This window comes from Myxococcus sp. CA056, assembly GCF_013336715.1.
Lineage (GTDB): Bacteria > Myxococcota > Myxococcia > Myxococcales > Myxococcaceae > Myxococcus > Myxococcus llanfairpwllgwyngyllgogerychwyrndrobwllllantysiliogogogochensis.
In genome coordinates this window covers 760,912-779,025 of the sequence record NZ_JABUMT010000002.1, presented here as the reverse complement: position 1 = coordinate 779,025, position 18,114 = coordinate 760,912, and the positions used below count along the sequence as shown (strand labels likewise).

Below are 18,114 nucleotides of genomic sequence, written 5' to 3'. Positions count from 1 at the left end.
ATCGCGGCTGCCAGTGTACCTCGCACTCACTCCTGGATTAAACAGGATTTGTATTCCTGTCTGGGAGGTCTCACCTTGAACAAGAAGTTCATCATGTGGGGGAGCTGTGTCGGCGCCCTGGTGCTGTCGGCTTGCGGCGAAGCACCGGGTGCGGCCGAGGTGTCCTCGAGGGCCTCGGCGCTGGACGATGGGCTCGTCAATGTCACATTGAACAAGCCCACGACGGCGTCCCATACCCAGTTGGACCCTCAGCATTTCCTTCCACAGTACGCAGTGGATGGAAACATCACGTCGGACGACTCGCGGTGGTGCACGGGTGAGTACATCTACGCGCCGCGATATCTCGACATCGACCTGCAGGGGACGTTCGACCTGCACCGCGCGGAGGTCTACACGGGCTACCAGAGCACGAAGCCCATCGCGAACTTCGACCTGCTCTACCATGACGGGACGTCCTGGCAGCCCATTCCTGGCGCGGCCAGGACGGGCAACACCAGCGTGGCGGTCTCCACGACGTTCACCCAGGTGGTGCGCGGTCAGAAGGTCCGCTTCCTCTGCAACGAGCCCGGCACCTCGAACTGCCGCGTGAAGGAGGTCTGGGTCTTCGGTGCGCCCGCCACCCCTGGCGCCAATCAAGCGCCCGTGGCCAACGCGGGCGCGGACCGGAGCCTGGTGCTTCCCACCTCCAGCCTCACCCTCACGGGCTCGGGCACGGACTCGGATGGGACCATCACTACGTACGCTTGGACGCAGGTCAGTGGCACCCCCGCGACCCTGAGCGGCGCGAACACCTCCACGCTGGCCATCAGTGGGCTTTCGGCGGGGGCCTTCATCTTCCGCCTCACCGTCACCGACGACGACGGAGCAACCCACTCCGACGACGTGACCGTAACCGTCACCAATGCCCCACCGAATCAGGCGCCCGTGGCCAACGCGGGTACGGACCGCACCGTGGTGCTGCCCAACGCGGGCATCACCCTCACGGGCTCGGGCACGGACTCGGATGGCAACATCGCGTCCTATTCGTGGACCCAGGTGAGCGGCCCCACGGCCTCATTGAGTGGCGCGAACACCCCGTCACTCTCCGTCAGCGGGCTCGCCGTCGGCACGCTGGTCTTCCGCCTCACCGTCACCGATGACGATGGCGCGACTCACGCGGACACCGCGACGGTGACCGTCACGAACGCCAGCACCCTCACCAACGTGGCGCGACTCAAGCCGGCTGTCGCCATGCACACCAGCGGCTCGAACGTCGCGGCGCGCGCCACCGATGACAACCTCTCCACCCGCTGGGAGTCCGTCTACGCCAACAAGCCAGGCACCTATCTCGACGTCGACCTCCAGGGTGCCTACGAAATCCACAGCGCGGAGGTGCATCTGTCCTTCTCCACGGACTCCTCCGCCGCGATGACCAACTTCGACCTCCAGGCATGGGACGGTGGCTGCTGGAAGACCATTCCCGGCTCCTCCGTGCGGAACAATCCGGGGGCCACCACCCTCAAGAACGTGACCTTCACCGCACCCGTCATCGCCAGCAAGGTTCGCCTGCTCTGCCTGGACAGCGATGGGGACGAAAACGAGCCCTGCCTCGTGCGGGAACTGAAGGTCATGGGCAAGCCCGCCACCACGTCTACGGGCCCCCTGTCATGCACCGCCGGAGAGCAGATCGCCGTGCGCGACTCGCGCTACTCGTACGCGCTGTTCCTCCCCGCTGGCTACAACGCGGACCGGAACGCTCGCTGGCCCCTCATCATCTCGCTGCCTGGGACCGGCGGCGTGATGCTCGCGAATGACCACCTGTCGGTCTCCAGCAACGCGGAGGGCCTCGCCTGGAGTCTGAACTCCAGCACCTACCGCGCGGGCTTCGGTGCCATCGCCGCGTCCCTCCACTACTGGAAGGAAGGCCCCATCGGCAACGAGAAGGCCTACTTCACCGTGAGCACGCTCATGGCGATACTCGAGGACCTGAAGCGGGACTACCTGGTGGACACGGACCGCGTGTACTTCACCGGCTTCAGCGGCGGCGCCAACGTCCTCTACGAGGCCGCCGGCCTCCCCATCTACATGTCGAAGGTTGCCGCCTTCGTCCCCATCGCCGTCACGGGCACGCCCACGAACGTCGCCAACATCTGCAACCTGCGCCCCCTGCCCATCTGGCCCTTCCATGGGGGCTCGGACTCCCAGGGCGGAGCGGACAAGTCGACGGGCCTGAAGACGATGCTGGAGACGCAGTGCGGAGGCACCACCAGCGCGATGCTCAGCCCCACCGTCTATCCCGGCGTGGGCCACTCGAACACGCTGTGGCAGAACGCCTACGCGACGCCCGCCCTCTGGACCTGGCTCTTCCAGCAGCGCATCAGCAACCGGCAGTAACCGCTTCCGCCGGGTGGCGCCGCCCTCAGTGGCGTGCGCCGCCCGCGCGGGCGACCACCGGCCCGTCGTCCTCGTCTTGAGCGGCGAGCGTATCCAGCGCCGCGTCCACCGAGGCCATCAGCACCTCCGGCCGCACGGGCTTCTCCAGCACGAGGTTCGGCACCGTCTCGATGAAGTCCCGCGTCTCCGCCGTGTACGCCCCGCCGGAGATGAACACCATCCGCCGAGTCAGCTCCGGCGCCACCACGCCCAGCCGTCGGTAGAGCGTGGCGCCATCGACCTCCGGCATCTGCAAGTCACACAGGATGACGTCGTAGCGATGCCCCGCCGACACCAGCGCCAGGGCCTCGCTGCCTCGCGTCGTCATCACGACGTCGTGGTACGGCTCGAGCAACAGCCGCATCGACTGCGCCAGCCGGGGCTCGTCATCCACCACGAGCACGCGCCCACGTCGGCCCGTGGAGGGCACCGCGGGCTTTCCACGCGCCACCGGCCGGGGTGGCACCTCCATCTGCACCGGCGCCGCGGGCAGCAGCACGGTGAAGACGGAGCCCTTGCCCTCCTCGCTGCGCACCTCCAGCTCGCCGCCGTGCGTGCGGACAATCTGCTGACAGATGGCCAGGCCCAACCCGGTGCCTTCCCCGGTGGGCTTGGTGGTGAAGAAGGGCTCGAAGATGCGCGCCATCACCTGCGCGGAGATGCCCATGCCCGTGTCCACCACGTCCACGCGGGCCCGGCCCGATGCGTCCGTGCTGGTGCGCACGCGTACCTCGTGCAGCGTCGGATTGCCCTCGGGCACCGCCTGCATCGCGTTGACGAGCAGGTTGAGCAGCACCTGCCCCAGCCGCGCCTCGCTGCCCAGCACCTTCGGCACCGGGCCGAACTCCTCCACCAGCCGCGCGCGGTGGCGCAGCGCATGGCTGATGATTCGCACCGCCGGAGGCACCAGCGCGTTGAGGTCCACCAGCGTCCGGTCCTGGTCTCCCTGACGGCTGAACACCTGCAGGTCGCGGACGATGAGGCGGATGCGCTCGGCGCCCTCCAGCGCGCCGCGCACGCTCGACTGCGCGTCTCGCTGCCCCAGCATCCCGCCTTCCGACAGCGCGCGCGTGGCGGCTTCCAGGTTCAACACCAGGTAGGCCAGCGGGTTGTTGATTTCGTGCCCCACTCCGGCCGCGAGCGTCCCCACCGCGGCGACACGCTCGGCCGCCACCAGTCGCGCCTGGAGCTCCTTGGTGGCGGTGATGTCCCGGTGGGTCGCCACGAAGTGCGACACGTCTCCGCCCGTGGCGCGCACCGGCGACAGCAGCACCTCCGTCGAGACGAGGCGGCCATCCTTGCGTGGCACAGTCACCTCCACGCAGAGCGACTCGCCCGCCAGCAGCGCCGCGTTCAGGCGCTGGCACAGCCGGGGGTCCTGGTCCCCATACATCTTGCACGGGTCCTGCTCCACCAGCTCTTCCGGAGGCCGGCCCAGCAGCAGGCTCAGCGCCTCGTTGGCGAACACGGTCCGCAGCCTGCCGGGGCCCTCCACCTCCGCGATGAAGACCCCCTCGTGTACACCCCTCACGGTGGTGGCGAGCAGTTGGAGCTTCTCCACCGCGCGCCGTCGCTCCTCGCTCGCCGCCGCCAGCAACTGCCCCGTCACCGCGTTGACGACGACGAAGAGCTGGAGCACGAGCAGGTCCTGCGCCACGTTGCCCGAGGAGAACGGCCCCTGCCCTCGCACCGTGCCGAAGATGGCGACCGTGGAGATGGCCAGGGTCGCCGCCGCCGCGCCCCGAGGCCCGAAGCGCAACGCCGCCATCGCCGACATCGGGAAGAGCAGGAAGCTGGCCGCGTGCGCGAAGCCGGGCTGCGCGTTCCGGAAGAGGAAGACGCTCGCGCCCAGCACGGTGGTCAGCCCCGCCAGCGCCACCGCCTCGCCCAGCCGGTGCGGCCAGGTGGGGCGGCTCAGCAACAAGAGCGGCGGCGCCACGACGAGCACGCCCATCAAGTCCCCCACCCACCACACCCAGACCGCGCGGCCCAACAGCTCCCACGGCAGCGCGCCACCCAACAGCAGGCACAGCGGCCCCACCAGCGAGCTCACACCGGTACAGACCGCACCCGCGCCCACGCAGAGCACGACGACGTCACGGATGCGTGACAGGTCCGAGCCCATGCGCAGACGCCGCGTCAGCGCCGCCCCCAGCACGGTGGCCAGCGTGTTCCCCGCCGCCACCCCCAGGGCCACCGACAGCGGCACCCCCGTGGACGCGGTCGCCAGGAACGCGCCGATGAAGATGCCGGGCCACAGCAGGGGACCGCGCAGAATCAGCGCCGCCAGCGCCACCCCCGTGGGCGGCCAGACAGGGCTGACATTTCCTCCCACGGTGGACAGGGACAGGCCGAGCCGGGCGACGGCGAGATAAACGCCCGCCAGGACAAGCATCTCCAAGAGATGCCGTCCGCGAAGCGCGCGTGCGCTGGCTCGAATCAGCCCGATGATGATGACCGTCCCCCCGGTAGACCCGTCCGCCGACCCGGCGGGTTCACAAAGTGGAGTGCATGGTAGCGGGCCAGGCCCGGTATTGCACCTTCCCCCCGTCGCGCAGGGCAGGCAAGCGTCCAGGAGCCGATAGGTCGGAAGCTCCGGCGGATGCAATCACTTCGGCGGGGGTGCGTAGGGAAGAACAAGGAGGAGGTACCTAGACGATGTCGCGACCCGGAATCGCAGCCCTGCTGTCCTTTCTGATCCCCGGTGTGGGGCAGATCTACAACGGCGACATTCTGCGCGGTGTCTTCTGGCTCATCGTCACCCCGGGCTTCTGGATTGGCACTGGAGGGTGCCTGGGCTGGGTGTGCCACATCATTTCCGCCGCCACCGCGCACAACCGGGCGGAGGACAAAGAGAAATACCGCGTGACCATCGTCTAGCGACGAGGCTCGCGGGGCGCGGGGCGGCTCACAGGGGTGGTCGGCCCGCGCTTTTTTCTTCCGCTCAGCGAGAGAACAGCAGGATGAACGTGGGTATCGCGGCGACCAGCACACCCGCGATGAGCGCGAGCACCTGCTGCACGAAGAACACGTCCTCCAGCGTCTCCACCAGCGCGCCCTCCAGCCGGTCCACGGCGAGCGTCTCCAGTCCTCGCACCGCCGTCGCGGTGTCGGGCGCGGTGAGCACCGTGCGCAGGGCGACGGCGCCCAGGACACGGTAGGACTGCTCCATGAGGAAGCGCTCCAGGCGCTCCGTGCGGGAGGGCGGCCCGGTGCGCTCCTCGGGAAGCTCGCGCAGTTGCTCGGCCACGGAGTGCTCGATGGCTTGGATCAGCTCCTTGCGACCGAGCGGCCCCGTGCTTCGCAAACGCCGGGCGACATGGAGCGCGGCGGGCTTGAGCACCGCGTAGGCGTACCCCATCCAGCCGCGCTCCTGTGCCTCCTGGGCGAGCCGCGAGCCGACCCCGTTGAGCATCAGGGCGTACCCGCCCGCCAGGGCCAGCGCGAACGGCGTGAGCCCCAGGCTGAGGGCTTCCAGCCAGCCAGGTGTCGGCGGCATGCCGAGCCAGCGCGGTGCCAGGACGAAGGTCCCCGCCAGGGCGAGCCCGAAGGCGCCGAAGAGGAAGAAGCCCTTCACCGCGCCCCACAGGCCCGAGCCCAGCAACGCGGGCACCACGCCCACGAGCATCCGCAATCCCGCGCGCGCCACGTCCTTCATGACGCGGCGCTGGTTCGTGGGAGGGGCCTCGGTCAGCGCGTCAAGCTCGGACGACGTCGGCACCGCGTCCAGCGGCTCGGCCGTGGTGCTCACCGCCAGCATCGAATCACTGGACGGAAGCGCCGTGTCGAGCTGTCCGAAGGGACTCCGCTCCATCGACACCGCATTCACGGCGGCCTCTTCCGCGCCTGGCACTCCCGACGGTGCGGACTGCATCGTCGGAGCCTGGGAGCCCGTGGTCGTTTTCGCGGACGCGCTCACGCCACACGCTCCCGCGGCGACGTGTCCGCGTTCAGCTCCGCCAGGGCCCACCGGTCCACGTCCTCCGGAGACGGAGCCGGTGGCAGTGGCACCTTCACGTCCCGCCGCCTGCGCCACCACAGCAGGAGCGCCGCGCCTCCCAGGAGAACCGCGCCCAGCATGAGCCGGGGCAACAGCCACGCCATCGTCCCGGGCCGTGGGGACTCACGCTCCGCCCACCAGGCATTCCAGCTCCCCGAGGCCGCGAGCACGGCGGGAAACAGGGCTGCTGTCACCAGCGCCTTCTGCCCGGGGCCCGGAACGAGCGCCATCAGCCCGAGCCACACCGCGGCGATCCACAGCAACATCCGGCCGAGGCGGAACTTCGACAAACTCAGCAGGACATTCGCACCGGGCGGAGGGCCCTGGGTGTTCAAGTGATGCACCTCACGGCCCCATCGTAAGGGCCGGGGGCGAGGGGTGAAAGCCACGGCCCGTGCACACGGCTCCGGGCTCGGGACGCACAGATTCCGACGCACTCTTCCGTCCAGCCGTCGACGCAGGGCTAGAACCCAGGCGCCTCAGCGCGACGTGACGGCGACGCGCTCCCATGCGGGCGGATAGCGCGTCACCAGGCCCAGCTCATCCGTCTCCAGCTCGGCGACGAAGCTGCCGCTCCGGCTCTCGTACCGGAAGCGCGTGGGCGACAGCCGCGTGTAGCACTGCGGCAGCGGCAACAGCGCCAGGTCCGGCATGCGCACCCACGCGGCTGTCACGTCGCTCGACTGCCCCACTTCCAACGACAGCCGACGGATGGGCAACGTGTTCGTCGAGGGCGTGAAGCCCAGGTCCACGTCCGTGCAGCCCCGAAACTGGGGGACCTCCTCGTCGCCGCGCCACCAGCGTCGCTGCTCGTCCGCACGGAGAACGAGCGACTGTGACGTGCCGCCCCGGCGCAGCAGGATGCGCGCCTCCCGGGTCAGCCATCGTGAGTCGCACGCGACGGAGTACTCCGCGAGGAACGGCGCCCCCTCCTCCGCGACCACCACGGAGCCCACCAGCTCCCAGCCACCGTCGAGCTCACGCAGCTCGCAGTACTCGCTCCCGGGCTGGTCCTGGCGCGTCCATTGCCACGCGCGGAGACACCGCCGCTTCGAGTCCGGGTTCGCATCGCCCAGGGGAAAGGTCATGAGGAGAGCTCGCGGAAGAAGAGCGTCGGCGCCTCGCCGAAGTCGAGTGGACCCTAGGCATCGACGGCCGGGTCGTCTTGCTCATTCTTGCTCTCATTGTTCGCGAGCACACCCCGCCCATGCTGGCCGTGTCCCCGCTGCCCGAGACACGCGGGCCCGCTCAGACGCTCGCCGAGCGAAGCGCCGTGAGCAGCTCCTGGGCCGTCGTGGCCACCGCGCGCGCACCGTGCGCATGCAACTCCTCCGCGTCCCGGAAGCCCCACGTCACGCCCACGCCGTACATGCCCGCCGCGCGCGCAGTGTCCATGTCCACGGCCGTGTCGCCCACGAAGCCGCACACGCCAGGGGCCAGCTCCAGCTCCGCCGCCATCCCCAGCACCGCCGTCGGGTCCGGCTTGCGAGGCACGCCCGGCCGCTCGCCGTACACCCGCGCGAAGGCCACACCCGGCAACAGCCGCTCCACCAGCCGCTTCACGAAGCTGTCCGACTTGTTGCTCAGCACGCCCATCACCACGCCCTCTTCCGCGAGCGTCGCCAGCAGCGCGGGGATGCCGGGGTAGGACGCCGTCCTATCGAAGAGGTGCTCGTCGTAGTACGCGCGATACGTCTCCAGCACCGGCGCGGCCAGGTCCTCGCGGCCCGCGGGCACCGCCCTGCGCGCCAGCTCCCGGACTCCCTCACCGACGAAGCGGCGATAGGCGGACTCTGGATGCGTGGGCAGGCCGTGGTGCGCCAGCGCGTGGTTCATCGCGTCGGCGATGTCCCCCAGCGAATCCACCAAGGTCCCATCAAGGTCGAAGAAGACGGCACGAAGCTGCATGAGATGAGGTCTCCGGAAAAAACAAAAACGCCCCGGCCGAAAGGGCCAGGGCGTTCAGGGCTTCGAGGCCCGTTCAGCAATCGCTCAGGGCGTGACGGCCGCGGTGGTGGCGTCGTCCGGTCCGGCGACGGTCATCACCGCGAAGTTGATGTTGTTGTAGCCGGCCGTGGCGCAGCTGAACATCACCCGCTTGATGATGGCGTACTCCACATCCTTGTGCGCCTGGATGTTGATGTCGCCCTTGAACGTGTTGGCGTCGTCGTTCGCCATCGCGTGCAGGTCCTCGAACTGCTTCTTCATGTCCCGCAGCTTCTCTTCCAGCGCGGGGATGTTGAGGTACTCGTCCTTGGAGAAGTCCTCCACGCGACCGACGATGGTGCCGGACACGCTCACCTGCTCGCCGGACACCATGACGACCGGGTGCATCTCCACTTCCTGGACGTGGACCGCCTCGGGAAGCTGGATGTCCTTGGTCATCATCAGCACCTCACCCGTCGCGGAGAAGTTCGCGATGAGGAAGAGCACGATGATGACGAACATGTCGACCAGCGGGGTGATGAGCAGGTCGGCGTAGCCGTTGCGCTTCCCGTGGACGCCGTGCCCGAACACCTTGGAGTGCTGGAGGCGCTTGCCAAACCGCTTGCCTGGAACCTTGATGGCCATGACTGAGAGTGGCTCCGTGCTCGGCTAGCCCATCGCCGCGGACACCGACACCTGGGGCAACCCAGAGCCGATGCACTCGTCGATGATGCGGACCAGGTCCTCGTAGCGGACCTTGTCTTCGGGCTGAAGGGTGATGGCTGTCTGGTCCGGAAGCTGCGCCTTCAACTCCTTGAAGCGCGCCACCAGCTTGGACAGGTCCGTCTTGCCCTTGCCGTCCTTGGTGAGGGGGATGGGGTCGAACGTGCTCTGGTCCGCCGACAGCCGAAGCTCCGACGGGGTGATGAGCAGCGTCAGTTGAACCGTCTTGGTCTCCGTCGGCGGCTGCTCCTCCTCCGTGGAGGGACCTCCCGCCTGGGAAACTTGAAGTCGGCCAATCTGAGTCCAGACCGCCGTCATGATGAGGAAGCTGATGGTCACTGCCATCAGGTCGATGAATGCGGTCAGGTTGATGGCGGTATCGAGCGGCTTCTTGCCACCCTTACCACCTTGCCCTGTGTCCATTCCGCCGGCCATGGCGTTCTCCTCCTACGGCCCCGCGCGGTGAAGCGCGGCAAGAGACTGAAAGGGGCGCGCCGTTGTCCCCACGCTATGTGGGGGACAGGACAGCGCGCCCGGGTTCCGGGTTCCCTCCAGGGAGCCCGACTCAGTCGTCGTGGTGGTCCCGAGCGGCGGGGACGTTCAGGTTCTTGAACTTGTCCTTGTTCGCCACGATGAGGTTCAGCACGGAGACGCTGGTCTCGTTGATGTCGTTCACCAGCGACTGGGTGCGGCCCATCAGCACGGAGAAGGCGATGAGGCACGGAATGGCCGTCACCAGCCCGAAGCCCGTGCAGTTCATGGCTTCGGAAATACCGTTGGCGAGAATGGTCGCCTTGTCGGCCGGGTTCACGTTCGCCACGGCCTCGAAGCAGGAGATGAGACCCGACACGGTGCCGAGCAGACCGGCGAGCATGGCCGCGTTGCCGAGCATCGCCAGGTAGCCGCTGCGGGCCTCCAGGCGGGGCGTCTCGCGCAGGGTGGCCTCGTCCAGCGCCGCCTGCACTTCGTCCTGGCCCTTGGGGACGTTCATCAGGCCGGCCTTGATGACGCTCGTCAGCGGCGTCGACTTCTGGCCCGCCACGTAGTTGATGGCCTTGTCCAGGTCACCCGCGTAGATGTGCTTCTTGAGTCCACGGAGGAAGGCTTCCTTGTTGATGGACGCCTTGCCGAAGAGAATGATCGTGCGCTCGACCATGATGGACAGGGCCACCACGAGACAAGCGGCGATGGGATACATACCCCACTGACCGGCCTCCCAGCGCCTGGCGACCTCTTCGAAGAAGCCCCGCTCGGGACCACCAGCGTTCGCGAGCACGGCCAGATTCGTCAAAAACCCCAGGTTCATCGCGTCTTGCCTCCACGGCGGCTTGGCCCGGCGCTCCGGACCTTCCAGAACCTGTCGCCCCCCCGGGCGTGCGCCCCAGATGTATGGGCGGCAGGAATGGATGTTGAAAACGGTGGTGCCGACTTTAGGAATGGCTGTCTGGGGTGTCAAGGCAGGGGCCCTGGCGTTAAGTGCTGAAATCTCACAGGAATTTTGCGCTGGAGTACCCCTTGCCAGCATGGACTCCAGGCAGCAGTACGGGCCTTTTGGGGGGCTTCCCAAGAAGGGGGCGTTGTGTCAGCGCGCGCTTCCGAGCCCAGGGAACGCATGCTAATGCCGGCGCATGGCGAGGAAGCGCATTGGCGAGCTGCTGCTGGAGCAGCGGGCGATCAGCGTCGCCCAGCTCGAGGCGGGGCTCGCGGCCCACCGGAAGTCAGGGCAGCGGTTGGGGGCGACACTCATCGCCCAGGGAGCGATCACCGAGGCGACGCTTTCGAGCGCGCTGAGTCAGGCGCTCGGGATGCCGCAGGTGGACCTGGCGGCGGTGACTCCGGAGTGGGCGGCGGTGCACATGCTGCGCCCCCGCTTCTGCGAGCAGCACGACCTGTTCCCCATCGCACTGGAGAGCGTGGGCGGGCGGCGGCAGCTCGTCGTCGCGATGAGTGATCCACTCAACGTACCGGCGGTGGAGGAGATCGAGTTCACCACCGGACTCAAGGTGAGCGTGCGCGTGGCGGCGCTGTCCGCCGTGCGGGGCGCCATCCTGCGCTACTACCACAAGGTCCCCGTGGCTCCGGCGAGTGGCACGGCCGCGAAGCCCGCGCCGTCCGCACGCGCGCGCCCCATCGCCGCGCCCGCGGTGAAGCCCGCTGCATCGGCCCCGCCGCCTGGCGAGCCTGGCGAGGACGAGGATGAGGTCATCGTCGGCGAGGAGCTGCCGCCCGGTGAGACGACCCAGCGCACCTCGCTCGCGGAGTTGATCCGCACGCGGGAGGAGCAGCGCAAGCAGAAGCGCGAGCAGGCCGCGGCGAAGCCCAAGCCCGCGTCGGGTGGCGGGGTGCTCGACGACCTGGACTACCTCTTCGGGCAGGCCCGCGAGGACCCGGACCGGGTGGAGGAGCTGGAGCGCAAGTTCTGGGCGCTGATGCGCATCATGGCGCGCAAGGGGCTGCTGTCGAACGAGGAGTTCAGCCGCGAGCTGGACGACGAGGGCGAGGACAAGGGCGGCTGAACCGCGCCGCTCGTGCCCTGGGTGCTGGCGTGACACGGCGGGCTCGGTCGTCCGCCGGCTCGCCTGGGGTATTCGGGGGCGTGGGTGTCGGAGGCTGAAACCGACTTCGGGGCTGGCGCGTAAGGGAGGGAGAACCCCCGCGCGGCGGGCGTGTCCGGAGAGGCTCCAGCCCATGTCGTCCGTCATCGTCACCTCACGCTCTTCCCGTTCCCGTTCCTCGGGCGCGCCAGGGCGCCTGCTGTTATCCATGGCCTTCGCGGTGCTCGCGGCATGCACCCAGGCGAGCGGCGCGGCCACTGGCGGCGCGGGCACGCTCGAAGCCGGGACACGCTCCACGGCGGGGGATTCCCGCCGCTACGAGAAGCCCGCCGACGCGGAGCTGCGCCGCACCCTCTCCCCGACTGCGTACGAAGTGACGCAGAAGGAGGCGACCGAGCCGCCGTTCCGCAACGCGTACTGGAACCACCACGAGGAGGGGCTCTACGTCGACGTCGTCACCGGCGAGCCGTTGTTCTCCTCCAAGGACAAGTTCGACTCCGGCACGGGCTGGCCCAGCTTCACGCGTCCGATTGACGCGGCCCACGTGGTGGAGAAGCGGGACTCGAGCCTGGGCATGGCGCGCGTCGAGGTCCGCTCGAAGGCGGGAGATTCCCACCTGGGCCACCTGTTCGACGACGGTCCCCAGCCCACGGGGCAGCGCTACTGCATCAACTCCGCGTCCCTGCGCTTCGTGCCGGTGAACGACCTGGAGAAACAAGGGTACGGCGAGTGGTTGACGCTGTTCGGCCGCAAGCCGGTGAGCGCGACGCCCGCGAAGGTCGACCTGAACAAGGCGCTCGCCGCGTCGGGGGTGACGGAGACGGCGCTGCTGGCGGGAGGTTGTTTCTGGGGGATGGAGGACCTGCTCCGCAAGATTCCGGGCGTGCTCCAGACAGACGTCGGCTACACGGGCGGCGGCCTGGAGAAGCCGACGTATCAAGACGTGAGCTCGGGACGGACGGGACACGCGGAGTCGGTGCGCGTCGTGTTCGACCCGAAGGTGTTGAGCTTCGCCACGCTGCTGGAGGACTGGTTCTTCCGCATGCACGACCCGACGACGCTCAACCGCCAGGGCAACGACGTGGGCACGCAGTATCGCTCGGCCATCTTCGTGCTGTCCGACGAGCAGCGCCGCGTCGCCGAGGAAGTGAAGACCCGCGTCAACGCCTCCGGGAAATGGAAGCGCCCTGTCGTCACCCAGGTGGTTCAAGCAGGCGAGTTCACGCCCGCCGAGAGCTACCACCAGGACTACCTCGTGAAGAATCCAGGCGGATACACCTGCCATTACATGAGGGACTGAGAAACAGGGGCCCCGGCCGAGTGATACAAGTCTCGTATCCCGGGGAAAGCGCGTGGAGGGGCCCGGCTCGCGACACCGAGTCGGGGCGACAGGCGTGTCTCCGAGGCACTCCACGCACGGGGTGATGCTGACTCAAGGCAGGTGATGTGGGAGTGCGGCTATGCTGCGCGGATGATCTGCCCAGTCTGCGCGCGGTTCCGCGACAAGGCATCGGGGGGCGAGTGTCCGGAGTGTGGAGCCACCCTCCAGCCCGTCACCGAGCCGCACTTCGATGCACTCGTCAAGAAGGCCCTCTGGCGACGCATCCAGGACTGGCGAAGCGACGCACTCCTCGATGAGTCGACGGCGCTCCGACTGGAGCAGTCGCTCGACGCGATGGCGACGCCCTTCGATGCACCCTCTTCCGCGGCCGTTGTCGCCGTGGGCGTGCAGGCCGTCGGACACGACACCGTCGTGGCGGAGGCGCAACCACTGGACTCCGCCGCGCGCGTGGAGGCCTGGGCGGATGGCGTCGCCGCATCGGCGCAACGCGCGGGAGGCTGGAGCTTCTTCGGCTGGGGCGCGGCGCTCGCGCGCTCGTTGGATGAGGCCGCGAAGGAGGAGCGAGCGCAGGCGGCGCGGGGGCCGCGAGGAGACAGGGACGCGAGCGAGGACGACCTCGGCTCGGCGCTGGGCTCCGGACAGTCCCTCTTCGCCCGGGACGCCTCGGGTGCGCTCGGTGGCGGACTGGAAGCCGTCGTCGCGCTCGACGCGCAATCGGAGAACACGCCCCGGCTGAACGATTTCATCTGGTGGTTCCTCGGCGCGGTGCTGGTGCTCGGCGGCTCGCTCATGGGCGTCCGCGAGGCGTGGCGGGCGCTGGGTGGCGTGCCTCGACAGCTCCTGGTGACGGGTGCGTTGTGGGGTTACCACGCGGGCTTCATCGGGCTCGGCGTGTTCCTGTCGCGGCGCTCGATGCCAGTGGGCCGCGTCCTGTCGGGCATCGGTCTGGCGTTGCTCCCCGTGGCGTTCATCGCGCTGTCCTCGCTGGTGGCGCTGTCACCGCTCCTGGGCCTTCCCGTCGCGCTCGGGGTCGCCGCGCTGGGGATGGTGCCGTTGAGGTCCGCGGGGAGGCTGTTGCATGGCACGTCCGCGACCGCGCTCGCGGTGGCCCTGTTCCCCTCGCTGCTCGCGGGCCTGCCGCTGATGGGACTCGACGAGGCACCGTGGCTGCGTGTGCTCTGCGCCTCCACGGGCGTGGTGGCGCTCGGGGCCACGCTGTGGCGTTCGCGAAAGGAGACGTCCGCGAACACGTTGCTCGTCAGCGCGAGCGCGGCGCTCTATGGCGCTCTCTGGCTCGCGGTCTTCGCCGTGTCGAGCGGCCCCTCGGGGTTCGATGACCTGCAGCCGGGCGGCGCGTTGTTCGCGGGGATGACGCTCTGGGCGCAGGCCATCGCCACGGTCATCGCGGTGGCGGCGACCACGCACTTCGCACGCGAGGCCCTTCCCCGTGCGAGCGCGGTGCTGGAGACCGTGGCGCACGCGGTGCTGGCCGCGGGCGCGCTCGCGGGAGCCATCACCGCCTTCTCCGTGGGGACCGGTGAAGACCTCCAGGTCGATGGCGCTTCGGCGCTCGCGCCGGTGCTCGCCGCAGGGGTCTTCTTCCTGCTGGAGTCGCGGCGTCGGGCCCTGGTGCATCCCGGGGTCATGGCCACGCTCCTCGCGGGAGCACTGCTCGCGCGGACCCTGGCTCCGGGAGAGCCGGGCTGGTGGGTGTTCGGAGGCGCCGCGGCGGCTTCGGCGCTGATGCTCTCGGCGCGACGAAGCCAGTCCTCGATGCTGAGCATCCGGCTGCTGACGTGGAGCATCGGCAGCACGCTGGTGTCGCTGCCGCTCGTGTCCTGGATGGAGGGCGAGGGCGAAAGCTCACCGTGGCCCCGAGTCTTCACGGGCCTGGTCATCGCCGTGGCCGCGCACCTGGCGGGAGGTTGGCGCTGGCGGGGGCTGCACTACCTGGGCGGAGCCGCCGCGCTGTTCGGCGCACTGGCCTTCGTCGATGGAACCTCGTGGCTCTCGGGTGACTGGAGTCGCCTCGCGGTCTTCGCGCTCGTGAGCGCGCTGTACGGTGTCGCGGGGCTCGTGCAGTACGCGTGGGCCCAGCCGTCGTCGCCCCATGATGCGCTGTTGCCACTGGACGACGTGTCGCTGGTGATGGCCTCGGCGGGAGTGTTCCTCGCCATCGGCGTCGCGCCCGTGCCGCCGGACCTGCTGATGTCCGTCGCCGCGTTGCCGGGTGGGGTGCTCATCGCGCTTCCCACGGCGCTGGTCTCGCTGGAGTTGTTGCTGAGAGCACGCCGTGACGGCACCCGCATCGTGAGCATCATCGCGGCCACGGGCGTGGCGCTCGTCGTGTCCCAGGTGCTGGGCACCGTCTTCGACTTCGCATCGGCGCGTTCCGCGCTGGGCTCGGCGGCCGTGGCATTCGGCTTCGCGCTCTTCGCGACGCTGCGCCCGCGTCCACCTGTCGTCGACCCGGCGGCGGCTCCTGGCGCGCTTCGCGACTTCTGGGGTCGGGGGGTGTTCGCCCTCGTCCGGTTGCCGCTCGGTGCTCGCGGGCTTTCGCTCTACACGGATGGCTTCGCCACGGCCGCGCTGGTGCAGGCCATCATCGCGACCGTCACCCTGGTCCAGTGGCTCCCCTTCCCCGCCGATGCCGAGCGCGGCACGTGCCTGCTCGCGGGCGGACTGCTCATCCTGACCGCGCTCCTGGCGTTCGGGTCGCGCGGCTTCAAGGACTGGGAGTTGCGAGGCTCGGTGGTGACGCTCGCGGCGATGGGCGGGTTCATCGCGCTGACGGCCATCATCAATCGCGCGGGCCATCCCTTGCCACCGGATGTCGTGGCGCGGCGGCTTCCGCTCATCGGCATCGCGGTCTGGGGCATCGCACTGGCGACGAGGCGCTTCGGCCCGTGGCTGGCGAAGCGGCTGGAGCGACCCTCGCACGGCCCGCTGTACCACGCGGTGCCCCACGTGGGCGTGGCGGCGCTGGCGCTCGTGCTCTTGAAGGGCGCGGTCCTGGTCGGCCTGCCGTCCGCGTCACACGCGCTGGGAATCACGCCTCCGCTGCTGGTGCTCGGCGCGACGGTGCTGGTGCTGCTGCTCGCGACCTCGTTCCGCGCGGTGTTGCTCGCGAACCTGGGGTTGTACCTGGGGCTGGCTGGTGCCGCGCTCTGGGCCGCGAGACAGTCGCTGCTCGGGCCTTCGCTCGTCGCGCTGGCGCCGCCCGATGGCGAGTGGGTGCGCGTGGGCGCCGAGGGCTACCACTGGCTCACGGAAGCGGCGTGGCTCGCGCCCGGCGACAGCGTGTTCCTCCTGTGGCAGCGAGCCTTCGCGGGCATCGCCGCCGCGGGGCTCGTCTATGCCGTCGCATCGGTCCGGGGTCTGCCCGAGCAGTTCCGGCACCTGCTGCACCGTCGCTCCGTCACGGCGGTGTGGCTGGTGGGGCTCGCGGCGCTCTTCCAGCCCGGGCTCACCGCGGCGGGCCTCGTCTGCGCGACGGGGGTGGTGTTGTTCGTCGGTGGAGCCCGAGCGCAGGGGCGCGGCGTGCTGGGCGCGAGCATCCTCCTCTTGGTGCATGCGTTGGCGCACCGGGTGGATATCTTCGAGGTATGGCCGGGCCCCGTGCTCGCGCTGGTGGGACTCGCGGTGGTGACAGTGGGCCCGTGGATTGCGCACAAGCGCGGCCTGTCCGAGGGCGCGACGCGCGTCCGCATCCAGCAGGCGATGGCCGTCTATCTCAGCACCGCGATGGTGTACGCGCTGGCGGTGAACGGCACCACGTCGTCGACGCTCGCGGCGCTCAACCTGCTCGGGGAGATGTTCATTGGACTGAGTGGCAACTGGATGGTGTCGCCGGCCTTCCCGATGACGCTGTGGCTCATCGCCGCCTCGCTGCTGGTGGCGGCGTTCCGGTGGAAGGGCGCGTTCGCGTCGCTCATGGCGTCAGCCGGCACCTGGGTGGCGGGCAGCGCGGTGCTGGCTTCGTTCATGGCCGGGTTCACGATTCGCGCGAGCCTCAACGGCCCCTGGCTGCGCTATGGGGACCTCTTCATCGTCCACGGCGCGGTGCTGGCCCTGGCGTCCGCGGGGGCCGTGGTGGCCCTGCAGACCGCGCAGCGGTGGACGCGAGCGCGCCGGGCGGACGTCGCGGTGGGGATGACGTGGGGGCGGGACGCGTGGCTCGTGGCGACGGGGGTGATGCTCGCCGCGCTGGCGGTAAGCGGCAATGCTCCTCAGGAGTCGCTGACGACGGCCATCGCGGCCATCGGGCTGGCGGTGCTGGTGGCGCTGCACTGCGCCTGGGTGGAGCACACCGGGCGGCACGTGTACTTCGTGCAGCTCGCGGTGGTGGGCGTCTACGCGCTGGTGCGCAGCCTGTATGCACCGGGCCTGCGGGCCGAGCATGACGCCCTCTTCGCGCTGGCACTGGGCTTCACGCTCGTCGGGGTGACGGTGATGGCGCGACGGGCGGGAGTGCGCCCGGTGGAGGCGGCGACCCGGCGCTTCGCGGCGCTGCTGCCCATTGGAATGGCGTTCGTGCTGCCGGGCGAGGCGACGCAGGAGGCGGCGTTGCTCGCGGGTGGCTCGGGGCTCCTGTACGCGGCGCTGGGGGCGGTGGAGCGCAGCCGGATGTTCGGCGCCTTCGCGGCGGCGGCGTGCAACCTGGCGCTGCTCATCGCCGCGCTGGCCTTCGGGCTGGAGGGGCTGGAAATCTATCTGGCGCCGCTGGGCTTGTTGCTGCTGATGCTGGGACAGCTCTTCACGGGGAGCCTGCCGCACGCGGCGCGCAACACGGTGCGGATTCTGGGAGGCCTGCTGCTGTACGTGCCCGCGGCGGCGAAGCTGGCGATGCGGGTGGGCGAGTCACCGGACGGCACGTATGCGCTCATCTTCGGCGGCGTCTGCCTGCTGGGCGTCGCGGTGGGGATGGCGTTGCAGATTCGCGCGTACCTCGCGCTGGGCACGCTGTTCCTCACGCTGGACGTGGTGGCCAACCTGCTCGACGCGGGCCTGAGGGACCACCGCATCGGCTTCCTGGTGATGACGCTCACCGGCCTCACCGTCATCGGCGGGCGCGTCCTGACGACCCTGAAGCGCCAGGAATGGGACCTGCTCATGCGAAGGGTGCGCGTGCAGCTCCGGGGATGGGACTGACCGGA

General features: G+C 69.5%; 12 protein-coding genes and 1 pseudogene. 5 read left to right on the top strand and 8 right to left on the bottom strand.

Annotation, left to right across the window (positions count from 1 at the left end; all coding sequences use genetic code 11):
- Nucleotides 1–75: 75 nt before the first annotated feature.
- Nucleotides 76–2,373 (top strand): discoidin domain-containing protein, encoded by a 2,298-nt coding sequence (locus HUA76_RS10835; RefSeq protein ID WP_174460787.1) that lies wholly within the window; start codon nucleotides 76–78, stop codon nucleotides 2,371–2,373.
- Between the two features lie 25 nt (nucleotides 2,374–2,398).
- Here the strand turns inward: HUA76_RS10835 and HUA76_RS10830 are convergent, their stop codons facing one another.
- Nucleotides 2,399–4,807, bottom strand: coding sequence for an MASE1 domain-containing protein (locus tag HUA76_RS10830; protein ID WP_174454358.1), 2,409 nt, complete (start codon nucleotides 4,805–4,807; stop codon nucleotides 2,399–2,401).
- Between the two features lie 263 nt (nucleotides 4,808–5,070).
- Here HUA76_RS10830 and HUA76_RS10825 point away from each other — a divergent pair, with 263 nt between their 5' ends.
- Nucleotides 5,071–5,292: a hypothetical protein gene (locus tag HUA76_RS10825; protein WP_141642167.1), complete on the top strand. Its 222-nt coding sequence runs from the start codon at nucleotides 5,071–5,073 to the stop codon at nucleotides 5,290–5,292.
- A 64-nt stretch (nucleotides 5,293–5,356) separates the two neighbouring features.
- Here the strand turns inward: HUA76_RS10825 and HUA76_RS10820 are convergent, their stop codons facing one another.
- The 7 genes from HUA76_RS10820 to HUA76_RS10790 form a co-directional block, all read right to left on the bottom strand.
- Nucleotides 5,357–6,286, bottom strand: a complete 930-nt coding sequence (locus HUA76_RS10820) for a hypothetical protein (protein ID WP_254614128.1) — start codon at nucleotides 6,284–6,286, stop codon at nucleotides 5,357–5,359.
- A gap of 41 nt (nucleotides 6,287–6,327) precedes the next feature.
- Nucleotides 6,328–6,747 (bottom strand): hypothetical protein, encoded by a 420-nt coding sequence (locus HUA76_RS10815; RefSeq protein ID WP_174460786.1) that lies wholly within the window; start codon nucleotides 6,745–6,747, stop codon nucleotides 6,328–6,330.
- A 144-nt stretch (nucleotides 6,748–6,891) separates the two neighbouring features.
- A complete protein-coding gene (locus tag HUA76_RS10810) occupies nucleotides 6,892–7,500 on the bottom strand; it encodes a putative glycolipid-binding domain-containing protein (protein ID WP_174460785.1) in 609 nt (202 codons plus the stop codon).
- A 160-nt stretch (nucleotides 7,501–7,660) separates the two neighbouring features.
- The gene (locus tag HUA76_RS10805; protein WP_141642170.1) at nucleotides 7,661–8,320 is read right to left on the bottom strand and encodes an HAD family hydrolase; all 660 of its coding nucleotides are present in this window, start codon (nucleotides 8,318–8,320) and stop codon (nucleotides 7,661–7,663) included.
- Nucleotides 8,321–8,404: 84 nt separating this feature from the next.
- Entirely contained in the window at nucleotides 8,405–8,983 is a 579-nt protein-coding gene (locus tag HUA76_RS10800; protein ID WP_141642171.1) for a biopolymer transporter ExbD, read from the bottom strand.
- Nucleotides 8,984–9,007: 24 nt separating this feature from the next.
- Complete coding sequence (locus tag HUA76_RS10795; RefSeq protein WP_141642172.1) at nucleotides 9,008–9,496, bottom strand: biopolymer transporter ExbD; 489 nt, start codon at nucleotides 9,494–9,496, stop codon at nucleotides 9,008–9,010.
- A 130-nt stretch (nucleotides 9,497–9,626) separates the two neighbouring features.
- Nucleotides 9,627–10,367, bottom strand: a complete 741-nt coding sequence (locus tag HUA76_RS10790) for a MotA/TolQ/ExbB proton channel family protein (protein WP_141642173.1) — start codon at nucleotides 10,365–10,367, stop codon at nucleotides 9,627–9,629.
- Nucleotides 10,368–10,689: 322 nt separating this feature from the next.
- Between HUA76_RS10790 and HUA76_RS10785 the strand changes: the two genes are divergently transcribed.
- The 3 genes and pseudogenes from HUA76_RS10785 to HUA76_RS10775 all read left to right on the top strand — a co-directional run bounded on the left by HUA76_RS10785 (nucleotide 10,690) and on the right by HUA76_RS10775 (nucleotide 18,109).
- Complete coding sequence (locus HUA76_RS10785) at nucleotides 10,690–11,577, top strand: general secretion pathway protein GspE (RefSeq protein WP_174454006.1); 888 nt, start codon at nucleotides 10,690–10,692, stop codon at nucleotides 11,575–11,577.
- A 409-nt stretch (nucleotides 11,578–11,986) separates the two neighbouring features.
- Nucleotides 11,987–12,916, top strand: a pseudogene (locus HUA76_RS10780) (bifunctional methionine sulfoxide reductase B/A protein); the annotation flags it as partial.
- 171 nt (nucleotides 12,917–13,087) lie between these two features.
- Nucleotides 13,088–18,109, top strand: a complete 5,022-nt coding sequence (locus tag HUA76_RS10775) for a hypothetical protein (protein ID WP_174460784.1) — start codon at nucleotides 13,088–13,090, stop codon at nucleotides 18,107–18,109.
- The last annotated feature ends 5 nt before the right edge of the window (nucleotides 18,110–18,114 follow it).